General features: G+C 69.0%; 19 protein-coding genes and 1 riboswitch. Of the genes, 7 read left to right on the top strand and 12 right to left on the bottom strand.

Annotated features, from left to right (window positions below):
• A partial coding sequence (locus ACTOWL_RS17250; protein ID WP_441322489.1) for a calcium-binding protein occupies positions 1-1786 on the bottom strand: 1786 nt, incomplete at its 3' end.
• Between the two features lie 215 nt (positions 1787-2001).
• Positions 2002-5187 carry a BTAD domain-containing putative transcriptional regulator gene (locus tag ACTOWL_RS17245; protein WP_441322488.1) on the bottom strand — a complete coding sequence of 1062 codons (3186 nt, stop codon included), beginning with the start codon at positions 5185-5187 and terminating at the stop codon, positions 2002-2004.
• A gap of 221 nt (positions 5188-5408) precedes the next feature.
• Between ACTOWL_RS17245 and ACTOWL_RS17240 the strand changes: the two genes are divergently transcribed.
• Positions 5409-6704, top strand: a complete 1296-nt coding sequence (locus ACTOWL_RS17240; RefSeq protein ID WP_441322487.1) for a CynX/NimT family MFS transporter — start codon at positions 5409-5411, stop codon at positions 6702-6704.
• 106 nt (positions 6705-6810) lie between these two features.
• Here ACTOWL_RS17240 and rpsD read toward each other — a convergent pair whose 3' ends face one another.
• From rpsD to ACTOWL_RS17205, 7 genes are all read right to left on the bottom strand, one after another.
• Entirely contained in the window at positions 6811-7425 is a 615-nt protein-coding gene (gene rpsD / locus ACTOWL_RS17235) for a 30S ribosomal protein S4 (RefSeq protein WP_441322486.1), read from the bottom strand.
• A 143-nt stretch (positions 7426-7568) separates the two neighbouring features.
• Entirely contained in the window at positions 7569-8333 is a 765-nt protein-coding gene (locus ACTOWL_RS17230; protein ID WP_441322485.1) for an ABC transporter ATP-binding protein, read from the bottom strand.
• Complete coding sequence (locus tag ACTOWL_RS17225; RefSeq protein ID WP_441322484.1) at positions 8330-9364, bottom strand: FecCD family ABC transporter permease; 1035 nt, start codon at positions 9362-9364, stop codon at positions 8330-8332. The genes ACTOWL_RS17230 and ACTOWL_RS17225 overlap by 4 nt, the downstream gene beginning before the upstream one ends.
• A complete protein-coding gene (locus ACTOWL_RS17220) occupies positions 9361-10389 on the bottom strand; it encodes an ABC transporter substrate-binding protein (protein WP_441322483.1) in 1029 nt (342 codons plus the stop codon). Before ACTOWL_RS17220 ends, ACTOWL_RS17225 begins: the two co-directional genes overlap by 4 nt.
• Positions 10390-10423: 34 nt before the next feature.
• Positions 10424-10654, bottom strand: a riboswitch (cobalamin riboswitch).
• A 421-nt stretch (positions 10655-11075) separates the two neighbouring features.
• On the bottom strand, positions 11076-12758 hold the full coding sequence (locus ACTOWL_RS17215) for a hypothetical protein (RefSeq protein WP_441322482.1): 1683 nt from the start codon (positions 12756-12758) through the stop codon (positions 11076-11078).
• A 115-nt stretch (positions 12759-12873) separates the two neighbouring features.
• Entirely contained in the window at positions 12874-14550 is a 1677-nt protein-coding gene (locus tag ACTOWL_RS17210; RefSeq protein WP_441322481.1) for a pyrroloquinoline quinone-dependent dehydrogenase, read from the bottom strand.
• A gap of 250 nt (positions 14551-14800) precedes the next feature.
• Positions 14801-16267, bottom strand: coding sequence for a hypothetical protein (locus tag ACTOWL_RS17205; RefSeq protein WP_441322480.1), 1467 nt, complete (start codon positions 16265-16267; stop codon positions 14801-14803).
• Between the two features lie 599 nt (positions 16268-16866).
• Between ACTOWL_RS17205 and ACTOWL_RS17200 the strand changes: the two genes are divergently transcribed.
• From ACTOWL_RS17200 to ACTOWL_RS17175, 6 genes are all read left to right on the top strand, one after another.
• The gene (locus tag ACTOWL_RS17200; RefSeq protein ID WP_441322479.1) at positions 16867-17442 is read left to right on the top strand and encodes a PadR family transcriptional regulator; all 576 of its coding nucleotides are present in this window, start codon (positions 16867-16869) and stop codon (positions 17440-17442) included.
• Between the two features lie 10 nt (positions 17443-17452).
• A complete protein-coding gene (locus ACTOWL_RS17195) occupies positions 17453-17935 on the top strand; it encodes a Fur family transcriptional regulator (protein ID WP_441322478.1) in 483 nt (160 codons plus the stop codon).
• 37 nt (positions 17936-17972) lie between these two features.
• Positions 17973-18344, top strand: coding sequence for a hypothetical protein (locus ACTOWL_RS17190; RefSeq protein WP_441322477.1), 372 nt, complete (start codon positions 17973-17975; stop codon positions 18342-18344).
• Between the two features lie 58 nt (positions 18345-18402).
• Positions 18403-18870, top strand: coding sequence for an SRPBCC family protein (locus tag ACTOWL_RS17185; RefSeq protein WP_441322476.1), 468 nt, complete (start codon positions 18403-18405; stop codon positions 18868-18870).
• A gap of 4 nt (positions 18871-18874) precedes the next feature.
• A complete protein-coding gene (locus ACTOWL_RS17180; protein WP_441322475.1) occupies positions 18875-19522 on the top strand; it encodes an alpha/beta hydrolase family protein in 648 nt (215 codons plus the stop codon).
• 108 nt (positions 19523-19630) lie between these two features.
• A complete protein-coding gene (locus tag ACTOWL_RS17175; protein ID WP_441322474.1) occupies positions 19631-20413 on the top strand; it encodes a DUF2272 domain-containing protein in 783 nt (260 codons plus the stop codon).
• A gap of 21 nt (positions 20414-20434) precedes the next feature.
• Here ACTOWL_RS17175 and ACTOWL_RS17170 read toward each other — a convergent pair whose 3' ends face one another.
• The 3 genes from ACTOWL_RS17170 to cysS are packed head-to-tail and all read right to left on the bottom strand — an operon-like array spanning position 20435 to position 24201.
• A complete protein-coding gene (locus ACTOWL_RS17170) occupies positions 20435-21205 on the bottom strand; it encodes an RNA methyltransferase (protein WP_441322473.1) in 771 nt (256 codons plus the stop codon).
• Between the two features lie 13 nt (positions 21206-21218).
• Complete coding sequence (gene cimA, locus ACTOWL_RS17165; protein WP_441322472.1) at positions 21219-22814, bottom strand: citramalate synthase; 1596 nt, start codon at positions 22812-22814, stop codon at positions 21219-21221.
• Positions 22815-22818: 4 nt separating this feature from the next.
• The gene (gene cysS / locus ACTOWL_RS17160) at positions 22819-24201 is read right to left on the bottom strand and encodes a cysteine--tRNA ligase (protein ID WP_441322471.1); all 1383 of its coding nucleotides are present in this window, start codon (positions 24199-24201) and stop codon (positions 22819-22821) included.
• Positions 24202-24229: the final 28 nt, after the last annotated feature.

Below are 24229 nucleotides of genomic sequence, written 5' to 3'. Positions count from 1 at the left end.
TCAGGACGTCGGTGCCGCCGCCGCCATAGATCGAGTCGATGCCGCCGGCCCCGGTGACGGTGTCGTTGCCCGACCCGCCATAGTAGGTCATCAGCTCCATGCTGGTCGCCCGGCTGCCGTCGCTGCCAGCCGCGCCGTTCAGGGTGAAGCTGACCCCGGTGCCGGTGCCGCTGCGGTCGACATACAGCGTGTCGGTGCCGGCACCGCCATCGACAGTTTCGACCCCGGCGCCGGTGCTGATGTAGTCGTCGCCTTCGCCGCCGCTGAGCGTGTCGTTGTCGGCGCCGCCGTAGATCGTGTCGTTGCCGGCCTGGCCGTAGATCGCGTCATTGCCGGCATCGCCATAGAGGGATTCGGCGTCAGCCGACCCGATCAGGGTGTCGGCGCCGTCGCCGCCATAGCCGTAGTCGCCGCCGCCCCCGCCGGTCTCGATCCGGTCGTCATCGGCCTGGCCGTACATGTAGTCCGTGCCGGCGCCGCCGCGGAGGATGTCGTTGCCGTCATTTCCCGAGAGGGTGTCATTGCCGTCGCCGCCGCCGAGCGTGTCGGTGCCGGCCCCGCCATTGAGGTTGTCGTTCCCCGCCACCCCGTTCAGGACGTCGGTGCCGCCGCCGCCATAGATCGAGTCGATGCCGCCGGCCCCGGTGACGGTGTCGTTGCCCGACCCGCCATAGTAGGTCATCAGCTCCATGCTGGTCGCCCGGCTGCCGTCGCTGCCGGCCGCGCCGTTCAGGGTGAAGCTGACACCGGCAGAGGTGGCGCTGCGGTCGACATACAACGTGTCGATGCCGGCACCGCCATCGACAGTTTCGACCCCGGCGCCGGTGCTGATGTAGTCGTCGCCTTCGCCGCCGCTGAGCGTGTCGTTGTCGGCGCCGCCATAGATCGTGTCGTTGCCGGCCTGGCCGTAGATCGCGTCATTGCCGGCATCGCCGTAGAGGCTTTCGGCATCGGCCGACCCGATCAGCGTGTCGACGCCGTCGCCGCCATAGCCGTAGTCGCCGCCACCCCCGCCGGTCTCGATCCGGTCATCGCCGATGCCGCCGTACATGTAGTCCGTGCCGGCGCCGCCGCGGAGGGTGTCGTTGCCGTCATTCCCGGAGAGAGTGTCGTTGCCGTCGCCGCCGCCGAGCGTGTCGGTGCCGGCACCGCCGTTGAGGTTGTCGGTGCCGCCGGCCCCGTTCAGGACGTCGGTGCCGTCATAGCCGTAGATCGAGTCGGCGCCGCCGGCCCCGGTGATGGTGTCGCTGCCCGAACCAGCATAATAGGTCATCAGCTCCATGTTGATCGCGCGGCTGCCGTCGCTGCCGGCGGCGCCGTTCAGGGTGAAGCTGACGCCCGTCGTCGCCGAACTGCGGTCGACATAGAGCGTGTCGGTCCCGGTACCGCCGTCGACGATGTCGACACCGATGCCGGTGCTGACGTAGTCGTCGCCCTCGCCGCCGCCGAGATTATCGTTGCCGGCGCCGCCATAGAGCGAGTCGTTGCCGGCCGCCCCGCTGAGGGTGTCGTTGTCGGCTTCGCCGTACAGGGTCTCGGCGTCGGCCGACCCGACCATGGTGTCCTTGCCGTCGCCGCCATAGCCGTAGTCGCCGCCACCGCCCCCGGTCTCGATCCGGTCATCGCCGATGCCGCCATACATGTAGTCCGTGCCGGTGCCGCCGCGGAGGATGTCGTTGCCGCCCAGCCCCTGCAGCGTATCGTTGCCCGCCAGCCCATCGATGGTGTCGGCATCGACGCCCCCCGTCAGGGAATCGGGGCCGGGTGTTCCTGGAATGATCGCCATCGTCAGTATGCCTTCTGTTCAAACCGCACAATCTTCCGGCCGGCTCCGGCGCAGCGCCACGCTTCTCGAAACCGACAAGGGCGCACACAGACGGATCGCCGAGCCTGAAGAGGAGCCATCAAACTTGCTCCGAAACCCTCCATTCGGCATCAGCCGAACGGAGGGTGTGTGATCTCAAGCCACAGTGTATTCTTTTCTGTTCCCCCTCGATTCGCCTAGGCGGACCGCAGCAATAGCTTCACCAGGCTGTGGATCGCGGCGGACGGGGCCGTGCCGGGCGTCGCCCGGAGCATCCGCTCATAGCGCTCGTAGTCGTCGAGAGCCCCGGCCGCATCGGCCCGGGCCAGCCGGCCGCGGATCAGCGCCTCATGGACCCGCGCCGAATCCGGATAGAGGTCCAGTGCACGCAGATACAGGGCCCGGGCGCGGCCGGCGTCGCCCCCCTGCTCATGCCGCCGGCCGAGATCCAGCGCCAGGTCGAGGAACCGGTCGCGCAGCCGGTCGGCGGCGGGCAGCGACCATCCGGCGTCGCCCCCACGCGACTGCACCGGGCCCGGGACGTCGAGGATCAGGCGGTCGGAGTCCGGCCCGGCCTCCGCCATTCCCTGCCGCAGGCGGTCCTCCCAATCATCGAGATCGACCCAGACCCTGTCCGGCGCCAGGCGCAGCCGTCCCTCCCGCTGCAGCACCAGATCGGACCGCCCGAGCAGCCGGCGCAGCCGATGCAGCGCCTGTTCGCAGGCGGCCTTTGCCCGGTCGCCATCGGCATCCGGCCAGAACCAGTCCTGCAGCTCCTCCATGCGGCAGCTATGGTCCCGCGCCAAGGCCAGGGCCTGCAGGATGTCGAGCGATCGCGTCGGCGGCTTCGGCCCCGGGTCCAACGGCACCCCGTCCCGCTCGAGGCGGAACCCGCCCAGCACATGCACCGCGAGCGTCCAGGGCCAGCGTGCCGGACGGCGCTGCGGCGGCGAGAGCCGGCGCTGCCCGATCAGCGCGCGGCAGAATTCCGTCCCGATGCCGTCGTCGATCGCGTCGGCGCAGAGCTCCGCCAGCAGCAGCGGCAGGTTGGCCAGGACCGCCATCCAGCCGATCTCGCGCAGGGTCCCGATCGCCACCGCGAGCCGGCCGGGATAGTCTGCGCTTCCAGCCCATTTCGCCTCCAGGGCCCGGGCGATCCGCACGCAGGCCTCGGTGCGACGCAGCACCGCCCCGTCGAACAGGGGCAGGCGCGTCTCCAGGAACGCGGCGGCCTGCGTCGGCTTGCGATCCGCCAGCAACAGCTGGAACAGGGTGATGAAATGCGGCCAGCGCTCGATCGGCGGCTCGTTCGCCGCCTCGATCGCGGCCATGAAACGGTCGCAGGCCCGGTACGCCTCGGCGAAATTGCCCTGCCGGGTGTGCATCGCGGCCTGGCAATCCGCCACCACGGCGACCTGGGTGGTGAAGCGGCTGTCCGCGATCTCCGCCAGGCGGCCGACCAGCCCGGCGAACTCCTCCCACTCGTTGCGCAGCTTCATCTGCAGCTGCAGGTGATACAGCGCGCCGAACTCGACCCCGCGGAGCGCCTCGCGCTCGCCGATGGCGATGGCGGCGCGCAGCGCCTGCTCCGCCTCGGCATAAGGAAAGCCGCGCCGCGCATAGGGGAAGAAGTAGCGCCCTCTGACCGCACCGAAATCGACCAGCCAGAGACCGAGCACCCAGGGGGAGACACCGGGATCGCGCAGCTCCTCCGCGACGCAGTCGACGGCCGTCTCGAACAGCGCCGCATTGCCGGTCGAGCCGGAATAGGAGATCAGGATCTGGCTGGCATGCACCCGCGACGCCGGCGAATCGCCGGCATGGGGCGTCGCCAGCCTTGCGGCCAGCTGCTCCGCCAGCCGGCCCGAGGCCTCCATGCCGCGGCGATAGTCATCGGCGTAGACGCAGGCGCTCAGCAGCCCGACCCGGACCAGGAGATGCTGGTCCGCCGGCAGCTCCGGCAGCCCTTCGTCCAGGAGCGCGAAGGCGCGCCGGGTCCAGTCGGCCAGCCCCTGATGCGTGCGCCAGCTGTCGGTCTTGACCAGGACGGCGCGGGCCACGGTCAGGCAGCGGCCGCGGGCATCGCCGTCATGCTCGAAGGCGGCCCAGGCTCGCGACAGCCACGTCTCCGCCGCGCTGTCGTCCGGCATCGCGGCGACGCCCGCCCAGTAGCACAGCCAGCCGTCGAACGCGTCTTCGGGCAGCTGCGCGCACCAATCGGCGAAGGTGGCGCGACGGCCTTGCGCCAGCACCGCCTCGGCATGATCGGCCAGCAGCCGGCCTGCCAGCCCCCAGGCCCGGCCCTGCAGCGCGAGATCGATGGCGTCGTCGCCCCGCCCGGCCTCGCTGAGGATCGTCGCGGCCCGGATCCGCAGCCGGACCTGTTCCTCCGGCGCGAAATGCCGGGCGAAGCGGTCGCTCAGGAAGCTGCGCAGCAGGTCGTGCAGGGTGAACACCGGCTGCGCCGCCTCGCCGCGCGCGACCAGGAGCTGCCGCCGGTGCAGCCGCTCGGTGCTCGAGCGGGCCCGATCCGACCCCACCATGGCCGTCGCCAATTCGGCGGTGATCCCCGGCAGCAGGTTCAGCTTCAGCAGCATGTCCTGCTCGGCCGCCGGCAAGGTGTCGAACAGCTGCGTCCCCAACACGTCGAACATCGCGTCTTCGCCGCCGAGGGACGGCCCCGTTGCCGGGCCGGCATCGACGGCGATGCCGGACTCCGCCAGCAGCACCAGCCCGGCCGCCCAGCCCCGGGCCGACCCGACATCGATCGCCGAGGCCGCGCGCAGCATATGGGCCGTCACCAGCTCGCGCGCCTCGTTCTCCGAGAAGGCGAGGTCGGCGTGGTCGATCACGGCGATGGCGCCGCGGCGCCGGAGCCCGGCCAGCTCCGCCGGCGGCAGGATGCGGGCCAGGCACAGGCAGCGCAGCTCGCGCGGGCATTCCTGCAGCAGGATGTCGAGCGTGCCGCGGAAGCGCGCCGTCTCGGCCCGGTGCAGATCGTCGAGCACCAGCACGGTGCCGGGCTTCAGCAGGGCAAAGAAGGCCTGGAAGAAGCGGCGGGCGAAGGCCTCGGACTGTTCGGCGTATTCCGGTCCGAACACCGGCAGGCGGCGGGCCCGGCCGGCCGGCAGGGTCCGGCCGAGGAAATGGAAGAAGTTGGCGATGTCGTCGTCGCCCTCGTCGACGCGGTACCACAGATGCGGCTCGCGGCGGTCGCGCAGATAGTCGACGGCGGCCGTGGTCTTGCCGTAACCCGCCGGGGCCGCGACCCAGCAGCAGCCGTCCCGCAGCCCCCGGTCGATGGCGTCAAGGATGCGGGACCGCCGGACGATGTGGCTCGGCCGCGGCGTGATCAGCTTTACGGCGATCGGCGAAACCGCCATGGCTACCCCCTGGCGGCAGTCTAACAGACCCATGTCCGATGATTGACAGGCAACTGTCTGCCGTCGATGCGATCGCGAGGCCGGTTTCCGGCCATGCCGAGCCCTGGACCCAGGCATGACGAGGTGGGACGGGCGGCGGCGCCCCACTCCGGTCCAGAATGGCGGCCAACCGCCCCGCGATCCGCCGGGGCGGATCTCGTTTCGTGGCCAGGAGGAAGCCCGTGGTGTCGACTGCCGAGCAGGATCGGAACGACCGAGCCGTGCCCCCTGCCTCCCATGGCCTGGCTGACGAGCTGCTGATCGATGCCGAGGTCGACGACGTCCCGGCGCCGGCGACGCCGCTCAAGGCCGGGTGGCTGCTGGTCGTCAGCCTGGTCCTGATCGCGCTCAACCTGCGGCCGGCGCTGTCGAGCCTGGGTCCGGTGCTGAAGGAGATCATCGCCGACACCGGCATCTCCGCCGGCACGGCGAGCCTGCTGACCACGGCGCCGGTGGTCTGCCTCGGCCTGTTCGGCGTGCTGGCGCCGCGGATCAGCCGGCGGCTGGGCACCGAGCGCGCGATCCTGGCGCTGCTGCTGGTGCTGGCGGTCGGCACCGCGCTGCGCGGCCTGGGCACGACCCCTGCCCTGCTGCTGGGCGCCATCCTGGCCGGCGCCGGCATCGGCGTCACCAACGTGCTGCTGCCGGGCCTCGTCAAGCGCGACTTCCCGGACAAGGCCGCCCTGATGACCGGGGTCTACACCATGGCGCTGTGCGCCGGCGCCGCGGTCGCCGCCGGCAGCACCCTGCCGCTCGCCCGGGCGGCCGACGGGTCCTGGGCCGCGGCCCTGGCCTTCTGGACCATCCCGGTGATCATCGCCGCGCTGGTCTGGCTGACCCAGATCCCGCCGCGCCAGGGCGCAGCCGCCCATGCCGGCTTCACCGTCCGTGGGCTGTGGACCGACCCGCTGGCCTGGCAGGTCACGCTGTTCATGGGGCTGCAATCCTCGCTGGCCTACAGCGTCTTCGGCTGGCTGGCCCCGATCCTGCGCGACCGCGGCGTCGACGGCGTCACCGCCGGGATCATGGTCTCGGTCTCGATCATGGTGCAGGTCGCCGCCGCGCTGGTGGCGCCGTCGCTGGCGACCCGCGGCCGCGACCAAAAGCTGGCCGCGGTGCTGTGCATGGCGTTCTCGCTCGCCGGGTTCCTGGGCTGCATCTTCGCGCCGCTGGGCACGGTCTGGCTCTGGATCCTGCTGCTCGGCATCGGCCAGGGCGCCGCCTTCGCCGTGGCCCTGACCCTGGTGGTGCTGCGCACGCCGGACGCCCATGTCGCGGCCCATCTGTCCTCGATGTCGCAGGGCGTGGGCTACACCCTGGCCTCCGGCGGGCCGCTGCTGATCGGCCTGCTGCACGACTGGACCGGCGGCTGGACCGCGGCCGGGCTGCTGGTGCTGGCGATCGGCGTCGTCGCGGCCCTGGCCGGCCTCGGCGCCGGCCGCGACCGGCTGGTCCGGGCCCGGACCGTGGCCGGTTGAGTCGATGGCCGCCGACGTCCAATCCAGCCGCAGCCTCGGGGCCGGCTGAAACGAAAGGGGCGCCCCGCGGGCGCCCCTTCTCTTCTCGTCGGACAGCCGGCTGAGATCAGCGGCTGTAGAACTCGACCACCAGGTTCGGTTCCATCTGGACCGGGTACGGCACGTCGGCCAGGGCCGGGCTGCGCACCAGCTTGCCCTTGAAGGTGCCGTGGTCGACCTCGACGTAGTCCGGCACGTCGCGCTCGGAGGACGAGATCGCGGCCAGGATCACCGGCAGCTCACGCGACTTCTGCTTGATCTCGATCACGTCGCCGTCCTTGACCTGGTAGGACGCGATGTTGAGGCGCTTGCCGTTCACCAGGACATGGCCGTGATTGACGATCTGGCGGGCGGCGAACACGGTCGGGACGAACTTCATCCGGTACACGACGGTGTCCAGGCGGCGCTCCAGCAGGCCGATCAGGTTCTCGCCGGTGTCGCCCTTGCGGCGCACGGCCTCTTCGAACAGGCGGCGGAACTGCTTCTCGCCGATGTTGCCGTAGTAGCCCTTCAGCTTCTGCTTGGACATCAGCTGCGTGCCGTAATCGGTCGGCTTCGTGCGCCGCTGGCCGTGCTGGCCCGGGCGGTAATCGCGGTTGTTCAGCGGGCTCTTCGGACGGCCCCAGAGGTTGACGCCGAGGCGGCGGTCGATCTTGTGCTTCGAATTCAGGCGCTTGCTCACGCGCTCGATCCTCTCTCATGTTGTCCCGGTAGGCCCTGCCAATGGCAAGGCGGGGCGCCGGCTCATGCGCCGGACCCACGTTCCCAGGAATGGAAGCGGTGAAAAACGCCATTCCGGGCCGGATGTCAAGCCTGAAGCCGCTTTCAGCCCGGCAGATAGTGGATGTGCGGCCGGCCGTGATGCGGCGACCGTTCGACATGGGCGCGGACGCCGAACACCTCCCGGATCCGCGCCTGGGTCAGGATCTCCTCCGGCGCGCCGGCGCAGACCACACGCCCCTCGCGCAGCAGCGCCACGGCGTCGCAGAACATGGCGGCCAAGTTGAGGTCGTGCAAAGCGACGATGCTGGTCGCCGGCAGCCGCCCGACCAGGGCCAGGATCTCGAGCTGGTGCTGCACGTCGAGATGGTTGGTCGGCTCGTCCAGCAGCAGCTCGGACGGCGTCTGGGCCAGAGCGCGGGCGATCTGCACCCGCTGCCGCTCGCCGCCCGACAGGGTGTGCCAGGGCTGACCGCGCCTGCCCTCCAGCCCGACCCGGCGCAGCGCGTCCTCCACCGCCGCGTCGTCGCGATCGGTCCAGGGCGACAGCGGGCCGCGATGCGGGGTACGGCCCAGCCGCACCACGTCGAGCACCGTCACCTGCATGTCGGTCGCGGCCTGCTGCTCGACCAGGGCGACGCGGCGGGCGATGGCCGCGCGGGGCAGGCCCGCAATGTCGGCCCCGCCCAGGGTGATCACGCCGCTCTCCACCCGCCGCAGCCGGCAGATCAGGCGCAGCAGGGTCGACTTGCCGGCCCCGTTCGGGCCCAAGAGGCCCAGCATCCGGCCGGGCGCCGCCTCCAGCGTGACGCCGTCGACGATCATCCGGCCGCCAGCGGCCCAGCGCACGTCGTGCGTGGCGATGGTCATGCCGCCCGCCTCGCCCGGTACAGCAGGACGGCGAAGGCCGGCGCGCCGAACAGGGCGGTGACCACGCCGATCGGCAGGATCTGCTGCGGGATGATGGTGCGCGAGACGATGTCGGCCAGCACCATGAAGATGGCGCCGATCATCGCCGAGGCCGGCAGCAGCCTTGCATGGCCGGGCCCGACGAGGAAGCGCGCCGCGTGGGGAATGACGAGGCCGACGAAGCCGACCGACCCGACGATGCTGACCATGGTCGCCGTCATCGCCGCGGTGGCCGCGAACAGCACCACCCGCACCCGCGTTACGGCGATGCCGAGCGAGGCGGCGGCATCCGCCCCGAAGGTGAAGGCGTCGAGCGCGCGGGCGTGCAGGATGCACAGGACGAAGCCGATCGCCGCGACCGGCACGGCCACCTGCACATCCGGCCAGCGCACCCCGCCGAGGCTGCCGAGCAGCCAGAACATCACGCCGCGCGCCTGTTCGGCATTGGCCGAGGTGGTGACGATGGTGGAGGTCAGCGCGTTGAACAGCTGCGACCCGGCGACGCCGGCCAGGATGACGCGGTCGATGCCGCCGCCGACCCCGGCCGCCAGCAGCGACACCAGGACGAAGGCCAGGACGGCGCCGATGAAGGCGCCGCCGGAGAGCGAAATGGCGCCACCGCCGAAGCCCGCGATCATCACCGCGACGGCGCCGGTCGACGCCCCGGCGGAGATGCCGAGGACATAGGGCTCGGCCAGCGGGTTGCGCAGCAGCGCCTGCAGGATCGCGCCGGACAGGGCCAGCGCGGCGCCGCAGCAGGCGGCGACCAAAGCGCGGCTGAGCCGGTAGTCCCAGACTACGCCTTCCTGGATCGGGCTGAGCGCGAAGCCGGCGCCGAACAGCCGGTTGCCCAAGGCCTGGAACGTGGTGGACAGGGGGATCGCCATCTCGCCGATCGACACGGCCAGGGCGATGGCCGCGACCAGCGCCGCCAGCGACAGCACGGCCAGCAGGACGCGGACGCCCCAGCCGTCGCCGAAAAGCGGCCTCACCCCCCGAGACCGAAGCTCTTGATGCCGCGGGCCACCGCCTCGATGCCGTCGACGGCGCGGATCGAGGGCTGCATCGCCTGCACGTCCATCACCACGAAATGCTTGTGCTTGACCGCCTCGAGCTGGCTGGCCACCGGGTCGGTGGCGAGGAAGTGCTGCTTCACCGCAGTGTCGTCGGCGGCGTAGCGGCGGCGGCTCATCTCCGCCATCACGATGATCGCGGGGTTGGCGGCGGCGATCCGCTCCCAGCTCACCAGCGGCCACTCCTCCTCCGTGGTGATGACGTTGCGGGCGCCGAGCTGCTGCAGGATCCAGGCCGGCACGCCGTTCTTGCCGGCGACGAAGGCCTCGCCCGCGACCTCCTTGCTGGAGAACCAGAACACCATCGGCACGTTGTCGAGCCGGGCGCCGGCCACCGAGGCGATGGCCGCGGCCTCGCGCCGCCGCAGGTCGGCGACCAGAGCCTCGCCGCGGTCGGCGACGTCGAAGATCCGGGCCAGGTCGCGGATCTCCTGATAGACGAGGTCCATGCTGAACAGCTGCTTGCGCACGCCGTCGCCGCCGCCGGAATTGTCCTTCTCGACGCAATCGGCCGGCGAGACGTAGGTCGGGATGCCGAGGCCGGCGAACTGCTCGCGGGTGCCGACCGAGCCCTGCGGCCCGACATGCCATTCGAATTGGGCCGTCACCAGCTTCGGCTCCTTGCCGACCACGGCTTCGAAGCTGGGATCGTTGTCGGCCAAGCGCGGGATCCTGGCGTTCGCCGCCTCGTAGGCTGGCAGCACCGGCCCGAACCAGACGGCGGTGCCGACGATGCGGTCGGCCAGGCCGAGCGACAGCAGGATCTCGGTGCTGCTCTGCCCGATCGCCACGGCGCGTTGCGGCGCCTTGGCGAAGGTGACGTCGACGCCGCAGTTGCGGATCGTCAGCGGGTACTGCGTCGGGTCGGCCCGGGCCGCCGGCGACAGGATGAGAAGCCCGGCCAGGGCCAGGACATGCGAAGAGAAAGATCGGAATGCCGTCACGAAAACCTCCTGCCCGGGCCACCCCGCCCGGGAAACGGATTGCGCTGCGACGGCAGGTCTCCTGGCTCGCGGATCATGGCTTCGCGTCGGCCTTCCCACCCGTGTTGCGGGCAGTGGCATGGCCCTTGAGAGGCCACCAGGACGCTCGGCGATCCGCTGACAGTTGCGGGGGCAGCCACGGATTCCGCCCCCCTCGCAATTGATTGGGGGGCGCCACCGTGTTCCCTTTTGATCCCATAGGGGAACCGTCGCCGCGATGTGTATCAGAGGCCATCTCGAAACTCTACTGCGCCGGTCGTCTGACGCGGTTCTCTGCGCTTCCGGTGCTCACGGACCCAAAAGTCCGCTGCGCGCCGGTTCTCGAGAACCACGCCAGCCGACTCGTCGCAGCGAGTTTCAAGACGGCCTCTCAGCGACGCCGAGAGCCGGTCAATCGAGGCGGAGATCCCGGCACGGCACCGCCGGATGGCCACGCCCCTGCGGGGCTCGCCATGACGGATTCAAGGTCGGGACAGCCGGTCTCTCAGCTACTGTCCGGTTTCGCGGCCGGCGGCCCGGCGCCCGAAGGCCGGCGGCGCTTCGGCTCCGCCGGGATGTCCGTAGCCTCGAGCGGCCGGGCGAAGGGCGACAATGAAAGGGCTGCGACCGGAATCGCAGCCCTTTCTGAATCGCTCCCGGACCGCGGCCTATTTCTTGAAGTCCGCCGGGAGCGGATTGCCGAACAGGGAGAGGTACAGCGCCTGCTTCTCAGGGTTGGCTTCGGGGGTGTCGGGCGTCGTGTTGAAGCTGTTGCCGCCGACGATGAAGCTGAAATCCGTTCCTCCCACCTGGGCGTTGCCGTGACAGCCCATGCAGCCGCCCATCTGGTACGTGGTGAACTGGCTGCCTGCGGCCACGCGGACATTCTGGAAATTCTGCGACGTGCCTTGGGACGGATAGCGTGTGGGGGCCTGGTCGGCGGCGATGCGGCCAAGAAACTGCTGCAGCGTGTAATCCGTCTCCACGACGATGTTGGCCTGGTAGAAATTGCCGATTTGCCGCGTGCTGTCGGGATCCGTGCTGATGTCCGCAAGATTGAGCGGCACGGCCTGGACACTGACCAGCTTGTAATAGAGCCAGGGGGAATTCAGGTTGTTTTCGGCGTTGTAAGCCGAAATGAGACCGTGGAAGGTGGAATTGGCAGCCTGCACCACGGGCGGGATGGCCTCGTAGCGGGCATCCACGCAGATATTGCCGCCGACCGGCGTGCCGTCCGGCGGCGTGCCGGGCGGCAGCTCCTGATAGTAGAGCCGCTTGCCGGGAGTGTCGCAGAAGGTGTTGGCGGGATTCGTCGTCACGGTCGGGGTGTTCGGGTCGTCGGTATAGACGAGGGCGGGCGTGTTGGGCCCGGCGGTGGGGATCACCACCTTGCCGTTGGGGTCCTCCGTCGCGACGCCGTCGGCGTTCAGCACGTTGTCCGCCTGCTCGAAGGTGGCGAAGACGAAATAGGGTGCCGACGGCGTCTTCTGGATGATGTGCAAGCCCGCCAGGGCCCACTGGTCCTGCCGATAGCAGGGATTGCCGTTCGAACCCGGCTCATAGTAGCGGACGGTGGTCATATGGAAATGGCTGGGATCCTCACCGTTCGCCAGCGGCCGCCACGCGGCCTTCACTTCGACCGTGCCGGCGGGCAGCGTGATCACGGAGTTGGGATCGGGCGGCTGGCCGTTTCCGAGAGCGGCCTGCCACGTCGTGATCCGGTTCGTGTAGGCGTCGCCGGTGGTGAACCACAGCTTGTTTCCGACGATGTAGTCGTATTCCGTCTGGTTCGCCTTGGCCAGGAAGCGGATCAGTTGCGGGGCGCTGTTGGGCTGTGTCGCCGCAGGGACATCGACGATCCCGGCGTACATCTGGTCCAAACCGATCTGGCTGGTTTCGTCCAGGTTGACCCAGGCGGGCTGAGCCACGGGGTCCTGGCCGGGGCAGGCGTCCACGACGCCGCCGTTGGGGATGGTCCCGCCGGAATAGAGGTATAGCGGCGGATCGCTATAGTTGTAGGGGTCCTGCGGAGTGCCTGGCCTATCGGCGCCGTGCGGGGGGATGGCGTTGTTGGCGCCGGGGAATATTTCCACCTTCTGCCTGTAGCTCTCCCACACCAACGGCGTCGCTCCGGCCTGGCCGAACTTTGCGCCCATGTCCGCCTGGCCGCGCTGCACCGTGCCGTTCAGCTGCGCGGCCGGCCAGTTCAGGGCGATGAATTCCTGCCAGGCGAACGTGCTGGCTTCGGCCAGGGTGGCGTTCGTGGCGCCCGAGCCGATGTCGCCGGGAAGGACAGGACTGATCTGAGGGTCCTGGGCCTGGACCGGCGGCGCGCCGGACAGGACGGCCACGGCGCTGCATCCGGCGGCGACGAGGCAGCGGACAAGGGAGCGGTGTGACATGACATGATCTCCGTTGTTTGAGGTCCGGGCGCTCAGGGACCACGGGCGCGGCAGATCGTCGTGCTCAGGGAAGGCCGAGCACGACGATCGTGTTCTGACCCTTCGTCTGATAGGTGCCATTGTTGTCACCGGCCGCGACGGCAATGAATTGCTTGCCGCCGGCCTCGTAGGTGATGATGCCGCCGCCGATGGCGCCGCCGACATTCGTCCTGAAGAGCTCCGTGCCGGTCTGCGCATCGAGCGTCAGGAGGGTGCCATCGGTCGTGCCGGTGATGACCAGGCCACCTGCGGTGGCGACGATCCCGCCAAGGGGAATGGACGGCACCCTCACGCGCCAGGCGACGGCTCCCAGCGTCGGATCGATCGCATTGATCCAGCCGAACGCCTCCGCCACCGGATCGCGGGTGCCATAGAAGTTGGCCCAGCCGAGATAGGGCTGGCCGGCCTTGTAGACCGGGGTCGGGCCCTTGATGGCCTGCGCGCACCAGTCGATGCCGTTCATGTACAGGAGGCCAGTCTCCGGGCTGTAAGCCGGGCCGTTCCACTGCACCGCCGCGATCGGGCAGATGCGAATGCCCGATCCACCCGGAACGGGCCCGGTCGTGTTCAAGTATTGGCTGACGAGCGGAACCCCCGATATCGGATTGCCGCTGGTTCGGTCGACCACATGCAGGATGCCGTCCTTGCCGGCCACGGCGGCGAGCTTGCCTCCGTCCGCGGTGTCGAAGGCCGAGACGACGGACGTGTCCCAGTCGCGATCATCCGCACCGATCAGCTGGTACCACCATTTCAGGCTCCCGGTCCGGGCATCGAGCGCCACCAGTGAGTTCGTGAACAGATTGGTGCCGGGGCGACTGGCATTGTCGAAGTCCGGCCCCGGGTTGCCGACGGGCAGCAACAGGAGACCTGCGTCCCTATCCAGGCTGAAGGTGGTCCACAGCGAGCCGCCGCCATGTTCGATGCTGGCCGGGTTCTTCCACGTGTCGCCGCCCGTCTCGAACGGCGAAGGAATCGTGTGGAAGCCCCAGATCTTCTCTCCATTCGCGGCATTGAAGGCCATCATCTCGCCTCTGATGCCGTTATCGCCGCCGGCCTTGCCCATGAAGACCGTGTCGTTCCAGACCAGTGGGGCGGCCGTGGCAAACTCGCCTTTGCCGGCGTCCATCACCTCCCGATCCCAGAGCACGGCGCCCGTCTTGGCGTCGAGGGCGAGAAGATGGCCGTCGGGTGTGCCGCGGATGACACGGCCGCCTGCGATCGCGGCCCCCTTGTTGTTCCCCCGGGGCGGATTTGGCGGCCTGTAGTCGTGCTGCCACCGCTTCTCGCATGTCGTGCTGTCGATTGCGATCGTGGAGGCGCCCGTCGTCGTATAGAGCATGCCGCCATAGACGATCGGGCCGTTCTGGAATGATCCGGATTGACCGAGCGAGAAGGAACAGACCTGCTTGAGGCTGCTGACAGTGTCGGCCTTGATCTGGGACAGCGTCGAGAAACGGTAGCCCAGATAGCCCTTGTTGAGGGTCAGCCAGCTTTCGGTGTCCGTGTCGGCATGGTCCAGTTCCGCCTGTGTCGGGCCTTGCGTGCTCGGCTGCTGTGCCGCCGCCTGCAATCCCGCAAGAGCCGAGCCGATGAACAGCAGCGCAGAGCCTGCTGCGAAGAGGCGGGCAAGCGCGACTCGTTGCCGGCACACCACCGCCGGACGGCGCGGCGAAGGAGAGATAGGCAGACCACTCTGTTTCATCTCTGATCTCCGACGTGAACTGGGATCCGAAGGTCGTGTCCCCGGGCGTGGTGCGGGTGACGAGGGGAACCGCGATGTCCCGATCCGGATGGACAGGCGCGGCCGGCCGATGATTGCGGGGTCGCCACAATTCCATTGGCGGTCGCTGCCGCTGGTCGACCGGCCACCGCCGCAGGCCTCGCTGCCGGTTTCGAAGGCGTCGGGACTGCGTCTCCGGCGGACCGAGCGCCCGCCGGAGGGATGGGTCTTTCTACTGCTGCGCCTGCGGCAGCGGCGCGCCGGTATACTGGTTGACGCGTTGCGCCGGCGCCGCGTCCTGGACGGCCATGGCCCCATCTTTTGGATTGGTCGCCGCCCACCAGAGCGGGAGCGACTTGAACGAGAACACCTCGTCGAAATCCGTGGCGAACGAGCCCTGGTCCATCGGCACGTCGCCACGCCGGTTCTGGAACCACTTCATCCAGTCCGCCGACCCCGGCGCCGGCGAGCAGATATAGGTTCCGTTCTTCTGGTCGCGCTCACCCTTGTCGTTGCACAGCTGGAAGCCCGGCTGCTCCTCGGTGGGAAAGGACGGGAGCAGGAAGCTCACCATCTTGTGCTTGTCGATATTCCATTGCGCGGTGCTGTGGCAGCTCATGCAGCCGGAATCGGGGGCATTCTTGATCGGCTTGCCGTCGACGACGATGTCGTTGCGGCCGCCATCGTTGGGTCCGGACAGCCGCCCGCCCCAGCCGAGCGTCTGAGTGGAATAGAGCGGCGCCTCGGGGTTGATCCAGTTTTCCTTGAGCGCGGCGCCTTCGGTCGTCGCCTCCGGGTCGTTGCCCCACTGCACGCCGAGCGGCACCATCTTGTCCCAGACGTCGCCCGGCGCCGAGGCATCGTAGACCAGCGTCATGAACACCCAGCCGGTCTGCGGCGCGGATTGGCTATCCTTCACGATGATGTCGAACTGGGCGACATAGCTCGGCCAGACCGAGGGCGTGGTGGCCTTGCCGACCGGAATATACAGCGGCCATTCCTGCGCCCCGTTCATGGCATCCCACCAGCCGGTCGGCTGGCTCGGATCGGTAGAGGCGAACATTGCGGCCTTGACGACGATCGAGCCCTCGACAAACTGGGCGTTTTCGGTGTTCAGCGTCGGCTTCATCGCCGACCTGGCCCAGAAATGGTCGAGGGAATAGGCTGCGCGCTGATCATAATAGGTCAGCACATTGGTGTTGAAGGTCACCCGAAGTCCCGTATCGGGAAAGATCGCGGGACCGAACTCGCCGGCCGCATAGGTGCCATGGATCGCTTCGCGCAGCGTGCCGAGCCAGGGCTCGTTGTACCAGCCCGCCTTGGCGGCATCCCAGCTGTCGTAGTGCATGATGAGGGCGCGGGCGTTTTCGCTCACCGCCTGCTTGAGAGCGTCGGCATAGGCCGCAGCGTTCTCGGTCGTGATCGGGCCATTGCCGATCGCCTTCTGCCAGGGCGCGTCCTTCAAGGGATCGGGCGCGGTCGGCCAGTTGTGATTGAGTGAGAACAGCGGGCCGGAATATTCACCGGCGGGCGGGATCTGGCCGTTGTTGTCCTGGAAGGGATGGGCTTTCTGGATCACGTCGAGCGTCGGGCCGCCACGCAGGCTGAAGGCGGTCTGGGCGTCCGCGCCACCAGCAAACGCAAGCGTCAGGAGACAGAGCGGCAAAACGGGGATAATGCGGGGAAGGAAACGGTGCATGGCAATCTCCTTAAAATCCCTGGCGTCTGGAAGAAATTCGGCCGGTTCGGCCGTGCCATTGCTGTCCAGGTCGGATCTCTCTCCAAGCTTTTGCTCGGGCTCCTGGCTGTCGTTCTCAGCGAGGCCGCCTATTGCGAGGAGGAATGACAAGGAAGGCCCATGGGCCGGAGCCAGCCAATGCTTTCATTGCGATAGGACTGAAACTGATATTCGTGTCAGAAAGTACCATTATTTTCGAATAAAGCAAACATTTTGACTCTCAGTTCTTAATAATCAGTGGATTTTCCTAGTTATTGATCTTATTTCGACGGAACTTTGTTCTGTCTATCGGAAGTAGACGAAGAACCACTCACCCTGTCGATGTCGTGCCCGGCGCTGACGGAAAGCGGCCCCGCGGCCTGCACCAGGGTCGACGAAGACACATCTCAAGATATATCTTGAAACCGATCCCAGATCGCCATATCTTACGATATATCGAAACCTATGGAGTGAGTTCGATGTTCGGAAGACATCATCGCGGTCATCGCGACGATCAAGGTCCCCGCGGCGGGTGCGGCGGTGACGAGAAGTGGGCCGGCGGCCGCGGCCGGGGCGGCCGCATGTTCGGTCATGGCTTCGGCGGCGGGTTCGGCGGCCGCGGCTTCGGTGGCGGCGGCGACATGATGCGCGCCGGCCGGATGCTGGCCCAGGGCGACCTGCGCCTGCTGGCCCTGGCCCTGATCGAGCAGCAGCCGCGCCACGGCTACGAGATCATCAAGCTGATCGAGGACAAGACCGGCGGCTGGTACAGCCCGAGCCCGGGCACGGTCTACCCGACCCTGACCTATCTCGAGGAGGCCGGCTACGTCACGGTCGTGGCCGAGGGCAGCAAGAAGCTCTACACCATCACCGCCGAGGGCCGCGCCTATCTCGACAGCAACCGCGGCATCATCGACGCCGTGCTGGGCCGCCTGGCCGCGGCCGGCGAGAAGATCGCCTGGGTCAACAAGATGATGGGCGGCGAACGCGAGCGCGAGCGCGAACGGTCCAGCCGGCTGCCGTCCCTGGTCGTCGCGGCGCTGGACAACCTGCGCGAGGCGAGCGAGCAGAAGCTGGACGCCGGCGCCGACCCGGATGCCGAGACCCGCATCGTCGAGATCCTGGCCCGGGCGGCGGCCGAGATCCGGCGCAACTGAGGGCGGCGGCATGAGCCCCGCCTTCCTTCCCTCCCCCGGCCCTGCCCCGGCCCTGGCCCGGCTGCGCGACGCCGGGCTGCGGCCGACCCGGCCGCGCCGCATCCTGCTGGCGGTGCTGGCCGAGGCCGACCGCGCGCTCGACGCCCAGGAGATCCTGGGCCGGGCGCGCCGGCTGGACCCGCGAATCAGCCTGGCCACCGTCTACCGCTTCCTGGCGGCGCTGCGCCGGACCGGCATCGCCGGCTGGCGCGACGATGCGCCGAAGCGCCTGGCGGTCGGCCCGGCCGCCGCGCCGACGCCGGAGACTCTGACGCTGGGCGAGGTCCAGCTGCGCGCCGCCCTGGCCGACGTGCTGCGCCAGTTCGGCTACCGCCTGGTCCGCGCCCGGTTCGAGCTCGAGGTCGAGAAGCTGCACCCCGACGCGCCGCTGGCCGACGCGGCACCGGCCGGCACGGCCTGGCCGGCGCCCGTTCGGCTCCGGATCGGGTCCTGACGCCGCACCGCGGCTTGGCATCGGAGGAGGAGTCCTGATGTCGGATGCTCTGCTTCTTGCGGCGGCGCTGCTGCTGGTGGTCACCGCCGCCGTGCATTCCGTGGCCGGAGAGCGGCGGCTGATCGGCCCGATGCTGGCGCGCCGCGACGGTATCCTGAAGAGCCCCCTCGCCCGCTTCGTGCTCCGCTTCGCCTGGCACATCACCAGCGTGGCCTGGGCGGTCATCGCCCTGATCCTGCTGGCGCTGGTGCTGGACCCGCCGGCGGTGCGCTGGTGGGCCGCCGCCGGAACCGGCGCGACCTTCACCGCGATCGGCGCGTTCACCGCCATCTCCAGCCGCGGCCGCCATATCGGCTGGCCGCTCCTGACCGGGATCGGGCTGGCCGCTCTCGCCTCACTGCTGATCTGAGCTGCTTCGCGTTGCGTCGCCGAGCGGTGTACGGTGGCGTCTCGAGCAGGAGGATGCGATGGCAGCCGGGCGGGTCGACTCCGCGTCGAGGATCATCAAGGCGTCGCCGCACGTCATCTACCGGGCGCTGATGGACCCGGAGGCGCTCGCGGCCTGGCGCCCGCCCGAGGGCATGACGGGCGAGATGCTGGCCTTCGACGGGCGCGAAGGCGGCCGCTACCGCATGTCCCTGACCTATATCGGCGCTGAACACGATCTGCGCGGCAAGACGACCGAGCATGCCGATGTGGTCGAGGGACGGTTCCTGGAGCTGGTCCCGGACCGGCGGGTGGTGGAGGTGGTCGAGTTCGAGTCCGACGACCCCGCCTTCGCCGGCGCCATGACGATCACCACCGCCCTGGACGCCGTCCCGGGCGGCACCGAGGTGACCATCCGCTGCGAGAACGTCCCCGACGGGATCCGGCCCGAGGATCACCAGGAAGGCCTGGCGTCGACCCTGGCCAATCTGGCCGTCTTCACGGAGTGAAAGGGTGGCGGTCGACTTCCTCACCGACGGGCCGGCGGAGGCCCGCACCACCATCCTGCTGGCCCATGGCGCCGGCGCGCCGATGGATTCGGCCTCGATGACCGCGGCGGCGGCGGCGCTGGCAGAGGCCGGCTTCCGGGTCGCGCGCTTCGAGTTCGGCTACATGGCGGCCCGGCGCGACGGGCAGCGCAAGCCGCCGCCACGGGCCGAGACCGTGATCCCGGAGTACCGGGCCGCGGTCGACGCCCTCGGCGCCACCGGGCCGCTGATCATCGGCGGCAAGTCGATGGGCGGGCGCGTGGCCTCGATGGCCGCGGACGAGCTGCACGCCGCCGGCCGCATCGCCGGGCTGCTGTGCCTCGGCTACCCATTCCACCCGCCGGGCAAGCCGACGCAGCTGCGCACCGCCCATCTCGCCGGGTTGGCGACGCCCGCCCTGATCTGCCAGGGCACGCGCGACGAGTTCGGCACCCGCGACGAGGTCGCCTTCTATGCCCTGTCCGACCGGATCGAGCTGCAGTGGCTGGAGGATGGCGACCACGATTTGAAGCCGCGCAAGAGCGTCTCCGGCTTCACCGCCGCCGACCATCTGCGGACCGTCGCCGCCGCGGTGTCGGACTGGGCCGGGCGGATCACGCCGCTGGCTGGGTGACCGCCCGGGACCAATGGCCGCGAAGATTGGCCGGGATTGACGGAATTAGATCACAAATATATCATTCCCGTCATATGAATTCTCCATTTCCTCAACAGGATTAGAACAATGACACAATATATTGTAACCAATGTCTACGATGGCTTGAATTTGCGGCCTTCGCCTTCGACCAGCGGAACACCGATCAAGACCATGGCGCTCGGTACGCTGCTCGAACTGATCGAGGATACCGGCACAAGGTGGAAGAAGGTCCGCATTGTCGGATCAAGCCCGGTGATCGAGGGCTACGCATCGGACGTCTACCTGACCGAGGTCCGCAGCGATGCGATCGCCAGATTGATCGCTTCAGCCGCCCACTACTGGGAGCTGTTCGATCGTGGCTCGGGGACCGAGGACAAGCCGCCCTACAAGGGCTATGTCCTTCAGATGTGGGATGAACTGGGGCAGGGTCGGCCGCCGGGCGACAACACGAGTCATCGCGATTGGCCTTGGTCGGCGGCGGGGATGAGCGCGTTCATTCGCCGTGCCGAAGGCTATACCGGTTTCAAATACAATGCCGGGCATGCCCTCTACATCAATGACGCCATCGTCAAGATGAAGGCCAACAAACCCGCCCCGTTCTGGGGGTACAGAATAAATGAGAAGAAACCGGAAGTCGGCGATCTCGTCGCGCAATGGCGCGACAACAGGATCGACTATGACCACGCCGCAACGCATTCTTCATTCAAGTCTCACACCGACGTCGTCTGCCAGGTTCTGGACGGATCTGTCAGGGCAATCGGGGCAAATGTCCCCACCGACACCGTGGGGGTCAAGGTGTATAAGCTGACCACGGACGGCTATCTCGCCGGAGAACGCAGCGAGATTGCGATCCTGAAGAACAGGGCCTAGCGACCGGCGCGAGACGCAGGACTACGCCCCGCCCTTCCGCGGGCCGGCCAGGGCGACGATCATGCCGTGCAGCGTCCGCACCTCCTGCTCCGACAGCTGGGCGCGCTGCAGGAAGGCGCGGATGTTGCGCTGCATGCTGGGCTTCTTCTCCGGCACCCGGAAGAAGTTGCCGGCGTCCAGCGCCTGCTCCAGATGTTCGAACAGGTTCAGCAGCTGGTCCTTGGTCGCCGGCGGCGCGTCCTCCTCATAGTCCAGCCGCCGCTCCGGCGTGGCGTCGCCGGCGGTGAACCACTCGTAGGACACCAGCAGCACCGCCTGGGCCAGGTTCAGCGAGGAGAAGGCGGGGTTCAGCGGCACGTTGACCACGGCATCGGCCAGGGCGATGTCGTCATTGGTCATGCCGGTGCGCTCCGGCCCGAACAGGATACCGGTGCCGATGCCGGCGGCGTGATGCGCCCGCATCTCCGTCGCCGCCCGGCGCGGCGTCACCACCGGTTTCAGCTGGTCGCGCAGCCGCGCCGTGGTGGCGTAGACGGCGCCGAGATCGGCGACCGCGTCCTCGGTCCGGTCGAACACCCGGACATGGTCCAGCACGGCGTCGGCGCCGGAGGCGGTCGGCACCGCCTTCGGGTTCGGCCAGCCGTCGCGCGGCCGCACCAGGCGGAGGTCGGTCAGGCCGCAATTCAGCATCGCCCGGGCCGCGGTGCCGATGTTCTCGCCCATCTGCGGCTCGATCAGGATGATCGCCGGGCCGCCCAGCGCCGGGTCGCGGGTCTGGTCGGTGCCGGCCATCAGAACGGGTCCATCAGTTGGGCGCCGTGGCGCCGGCCCGCAGCAGCGCATAGGTGAAGCTGTCGCCCAGCGCCTCGAAGGAGGCGTCGATGACGTTGGTCGAGACGCCGATGGTCGACCAGCGCGTGCCGTCGGCATCCTCGGTCTCGATCATCACACGCGGCATGGCGCCGGTGCCTTCGTTCGAGCGCAGGATGCGGACCTTGAAGTCGACCAGCCGCAGCGGCTTCAGGCCGGGATAGATCGGCTCCAGCGCCTTGCGCATGGCGTTGTCGAGCGCGTTGACCGGGCCGTTGCCGAAGGACACCTCGTGCCAGGTCTTGCCGCCGACGCGCAGCAGCACCGTGGCCTCGGATTCCTGCACCACCTCGCCGCGGGCGTTGAAGCGGCGCTCGTCGACCACGGTGAAGCGTTCCATGGCGAAGAAGGCCGGCACCTGGCCCAGCATGCGCCGGGCCAAGAGCTCGAAGCTGGCGCCGGCGGTGTCGTAGGAATAGCCCTCGAACTCGCGCTGCTTCACCAGGTCGACCAGCCGCTCGACATTGCGGTCCTTCGGGTCGATGGCGACGCCGATCTCGGCGAAGCGCGCCAGGATGTTCGCCCGGCCGGCCTGGTCGGAGACGACGAGGTGGCGGCGGTTGCCGACCCGCTCCGGCGCCACATGCTCGTAGGAGCGCGGGTCCTTGGCGATGGCGGAGACGTGCAGCCCGCCCTTATGGGCGAAGGCGCGGCCGCCGACATAGGGCGCGCCGGACTGCGGCGTGCGGTTCAGGCGCTCGTCGAACCAGTGGCTGAGATCGGTCAGCGAGGCCAGGCCGGCCTCGCTCACCCCGGTCTCGTAGCCCATCTTCAGCATCAGCGTCGGGATCAGCGTGACCAGATTGGCGTTGCCGCAGCGCTCGCCCAGGCCGTTCAGCGTGCCCTGGATCTGGCGCACCCCCGCCCGCACCGCCGCCAGGCTGTTGGCGACGGCGTTGCCGGTGTCGTCATGGGTGTGGATGCCCAGCCGGTCGCCCGGAATGTGCCGGGCCACGGCCGTGACGATCTCGGTCACCTCGTGCGGCAGCGCACCGCCATTGGTGTCGCACAGCACCACCCAGCGCGCGCCGGCCTCGTAGGCCGCCTGGGCGCAGGCCAGGGCGTAGTCCGGATTGGCCTTCCAGCCGTCGAAGAAATGCTCGCAGTCGAAGCCGACCTCGCGGCCGCGGCCGACCACCTCGGCGACGCTGTCGCGGATCAGCTCGAGATTCTCCTCGCGCGGGATGTTCAGCGCGACGTCGACATGGAAGTCCCAGGTCTTGCCGACGATCGAGACCGCCTGCACGTCGCAGTTCAGCAGCGCCGCCAGGCCGGGATCGTTGGCGGCGCTGCGGCCCGGCCGCCGGGTCATGCCGAAGGCGGTGAAGCGGGCTTTGGCCAGCTTCGGCGGGTCGCGGAACAGCGCATCGTCGGTCGGGTTGGCGCCGGGCCAGCCGCCCTCGACATAGTCGATGCCGAGCGCGTCGAGCTTCCTGGCGATGGCGATCTTGTCGGCCACCGAGAAGTCCACGCCCTGGGTCTGCGCCCCGTCGCGCAGGGTGGTGTCGAACAGCCAGATCCGCTCGCTCATCGCTTTACCCCACCCGGCGCCACAGCGTGCGGTCCGGCTTGTCTTCCAGCGCGATGCCGGCGGCGATCAGCTGGTCGCGGAGGCGGTCGGCCTCGGCGAAGTCCTTCGCCGCCCGTGCCGCCCGACGGTCCGCCACCAGCGCATCGATCTCGGCGTCGCCCAACCCCGAATCCGCCTTCGCCCGCCAGCGGAACCAGTCCTCCGGCGCCTGCTCCAGCAGGCCCAGCAGCCGGCCGCCCGCCAGCAATCCGGCCGCGAGGCGGGCCTGCTCGGCGGGGTCGGTCGCCTTGTTCAGCTCGCCCACGGCCTCGTGCAGCGCGGCCAGGGCCTGCGGCGTGTTGAGGTCGTCCTCCAGCGCCGCCAGCACCGCCGCCGGCGCCCGGACCGACAGGTCCGTCACCGCATCGACCACGCGTAGCGCGCCATAGAACCGGTCGAGTGCCGCCCGTGCCTGGCGCACCCCGTCCTTGGTGAAGTCGAAGGGCTGGCGGTAATGGCCCGACAGCAGGGCATAGCGCAGCGCCTCGCCGGGGAACTCCTCCAGCAGCTCATGCGGCGTGTAGAAGTTGCCGAGCGACTTCGACATCTTCTGGCCTTCGACCTGCAGGAAGCCGTTGTGCAGCCAGTAGTTCGCCATCACCGGCGTGCCATGGGCGCAGCGGCTCTGCGCGATCTCGTTCTCGTGGTGCGGGAAGACGAGGTCGATGCCGCCGGCATGGATGTCGAAGACGGTGCCGAGATGGGCGGCGGCCATGGCCGAGCATTCGATGTGCCAGCCCGGCCGGCCGCGGCCCCAGGGGCTGTCCCAGCCCGGCTGATCGTCGGTCGACGGCTTCCACAGCACAAAATCCGCCGGGTCGCGCTTATAGGGCGCAACCTCGACCCGGGCGCCGTCGATCTGCTCGTCGCGGTTGCGGCGCGACAGCTGGCCGTAATCCGGCATCGACGGCACGTTGAACAGCACATGCCCTTCGGCGGCATAGGCATGGCCGTTGCCCACCAGCGTGCCGATCATCTCGACCATCTGCGGGATGTGCTCGGTGGCGCGCGGCTCGACATCGGGCAGCAGGGCGCCGAGCGCCGCCATGTCCGCGGCGAAGACCTCGCCGGTGCGCCGGGTCAGCTCGCCGATCGGCTCCCCGTTGGCCTTTGCCCGCTCGATGATCTTGTCTTCGATGTCGGTGATGTTGCGGGCATAGGTCACCCGCGGATACAGCGTCCGCAACAGCCGGTACAGCACGTCGAAGACGACGATCGGGCGGGCGTTGCCGATATGGGCGTAGTCGTAGACCGTCGGGCCGCAGACATACATCCGCACATGGCTCGGGTCGATCGGGACGAAGGTTTCCTTCGTCCGGGTGAGCGTGTTGTGCAGAGAGAGCGCCACGGGTCGCAGTCCTAAGGTCAGACCTGTC

It is taken from the genome of Inquilinus sp. CA228 (assembly GCF_052078665.1).
In the GTDB taxonomy this organism is placed as follows: Bacteria; Pseudomonadota; Alphaproteobacteria; order DSM-16000; family Inquilinaceae; genus Inquilinus.
The sequence above is the reverse complement of the archived record's forward strand: the minus strand, read 5'-3'. Positions and strand labels throughout refer to the sequence as shown.

Excerpts from the sequence above, each read along its gene's own strand:
- ACTOWL_RS17205 (WP_441322480.1), bottom strand. The coding sequence starts at position 16,267 with ATGCACCGTTTCCTTCCCCGCATTATCCCCGTTTTGCCGCTCTGTCTC.
- ACTOWL_RS17230 (WP_441322485.1), bottom strand. The coding sequence starts at position 8,333 with ATGACCATCGCCACGCACGACGTGCGCTGGGCCGCTGGCGGCCGGATG.
- ACTOWL_RS17190 (WP_441322477.1), top strand. The coding sequence starts at position 17,973 with ATGTCGGATGCTCTGCTTCTTGCGGCGGCGCTGCTGCTGGTGGTCACC.
- ACTOWL_RS17210 (WP_441322481.1), bottom strand. The coding sequence starts at position 14,550 with ATGAAACAGAGTGGTCTGCCTATCTCTCCTTCGCCGCGCCGTCCGGCG.
- ACTOWL_RS17245 (WP_441322488.1), bottom strand. The coding sequence starts at position 5,187 with ATGGCGGTTTCGCCGATCGCCGTAAAGCTGATCACGCCGCGGCCGAGC.
- cimA (WP_441322472.1), bottom strand. The coding sequence starts at position 22,814 with ATGAGCGAGCGGATCTGGCTGTTCGACACCACCCTGCGCGACGGGGCG.
- ACTOWL_RS17200 (WP_441322479.1), top strand. The coding sequence starts at position 16,867 with ATGTTCGGTCATGGCTTCGGCGGCGGGTTCGGCGGCCGCGGCTTCGGT.
- ACTOWL_RS17195 (WP_441322478.1), top strand. The coding sequence starts at position 17,453 with ATGAGCCCCGCCTTCCTTCCCTCCCCCGGCCCTGCCCCGGCCCTGGCC.
- ACTOWL_RS17170 (WP_441322473.1), bottom strand. The coding sequence starts at position 21,205 with ATGGCCGGCACCGACCAGACCCGCGACCCGGCGCTGGGCGGCCCGGCG.
- ACTOWL_RS17185 (WP_441322476.1), top strand. The coding sequence starts at position 18,403 with ATGGCAGCCGGGCGGGTCGACTCCGCGTCGAGGATCATCAAGGCGTCG.
- ACTOWL_RS17175 (WP_441322474.1), top strand. The coding sequence starts at position 19,631 with ATGACACAATATATTGTAACCAATGTCTACGATGGCTTGAATTTGCGG.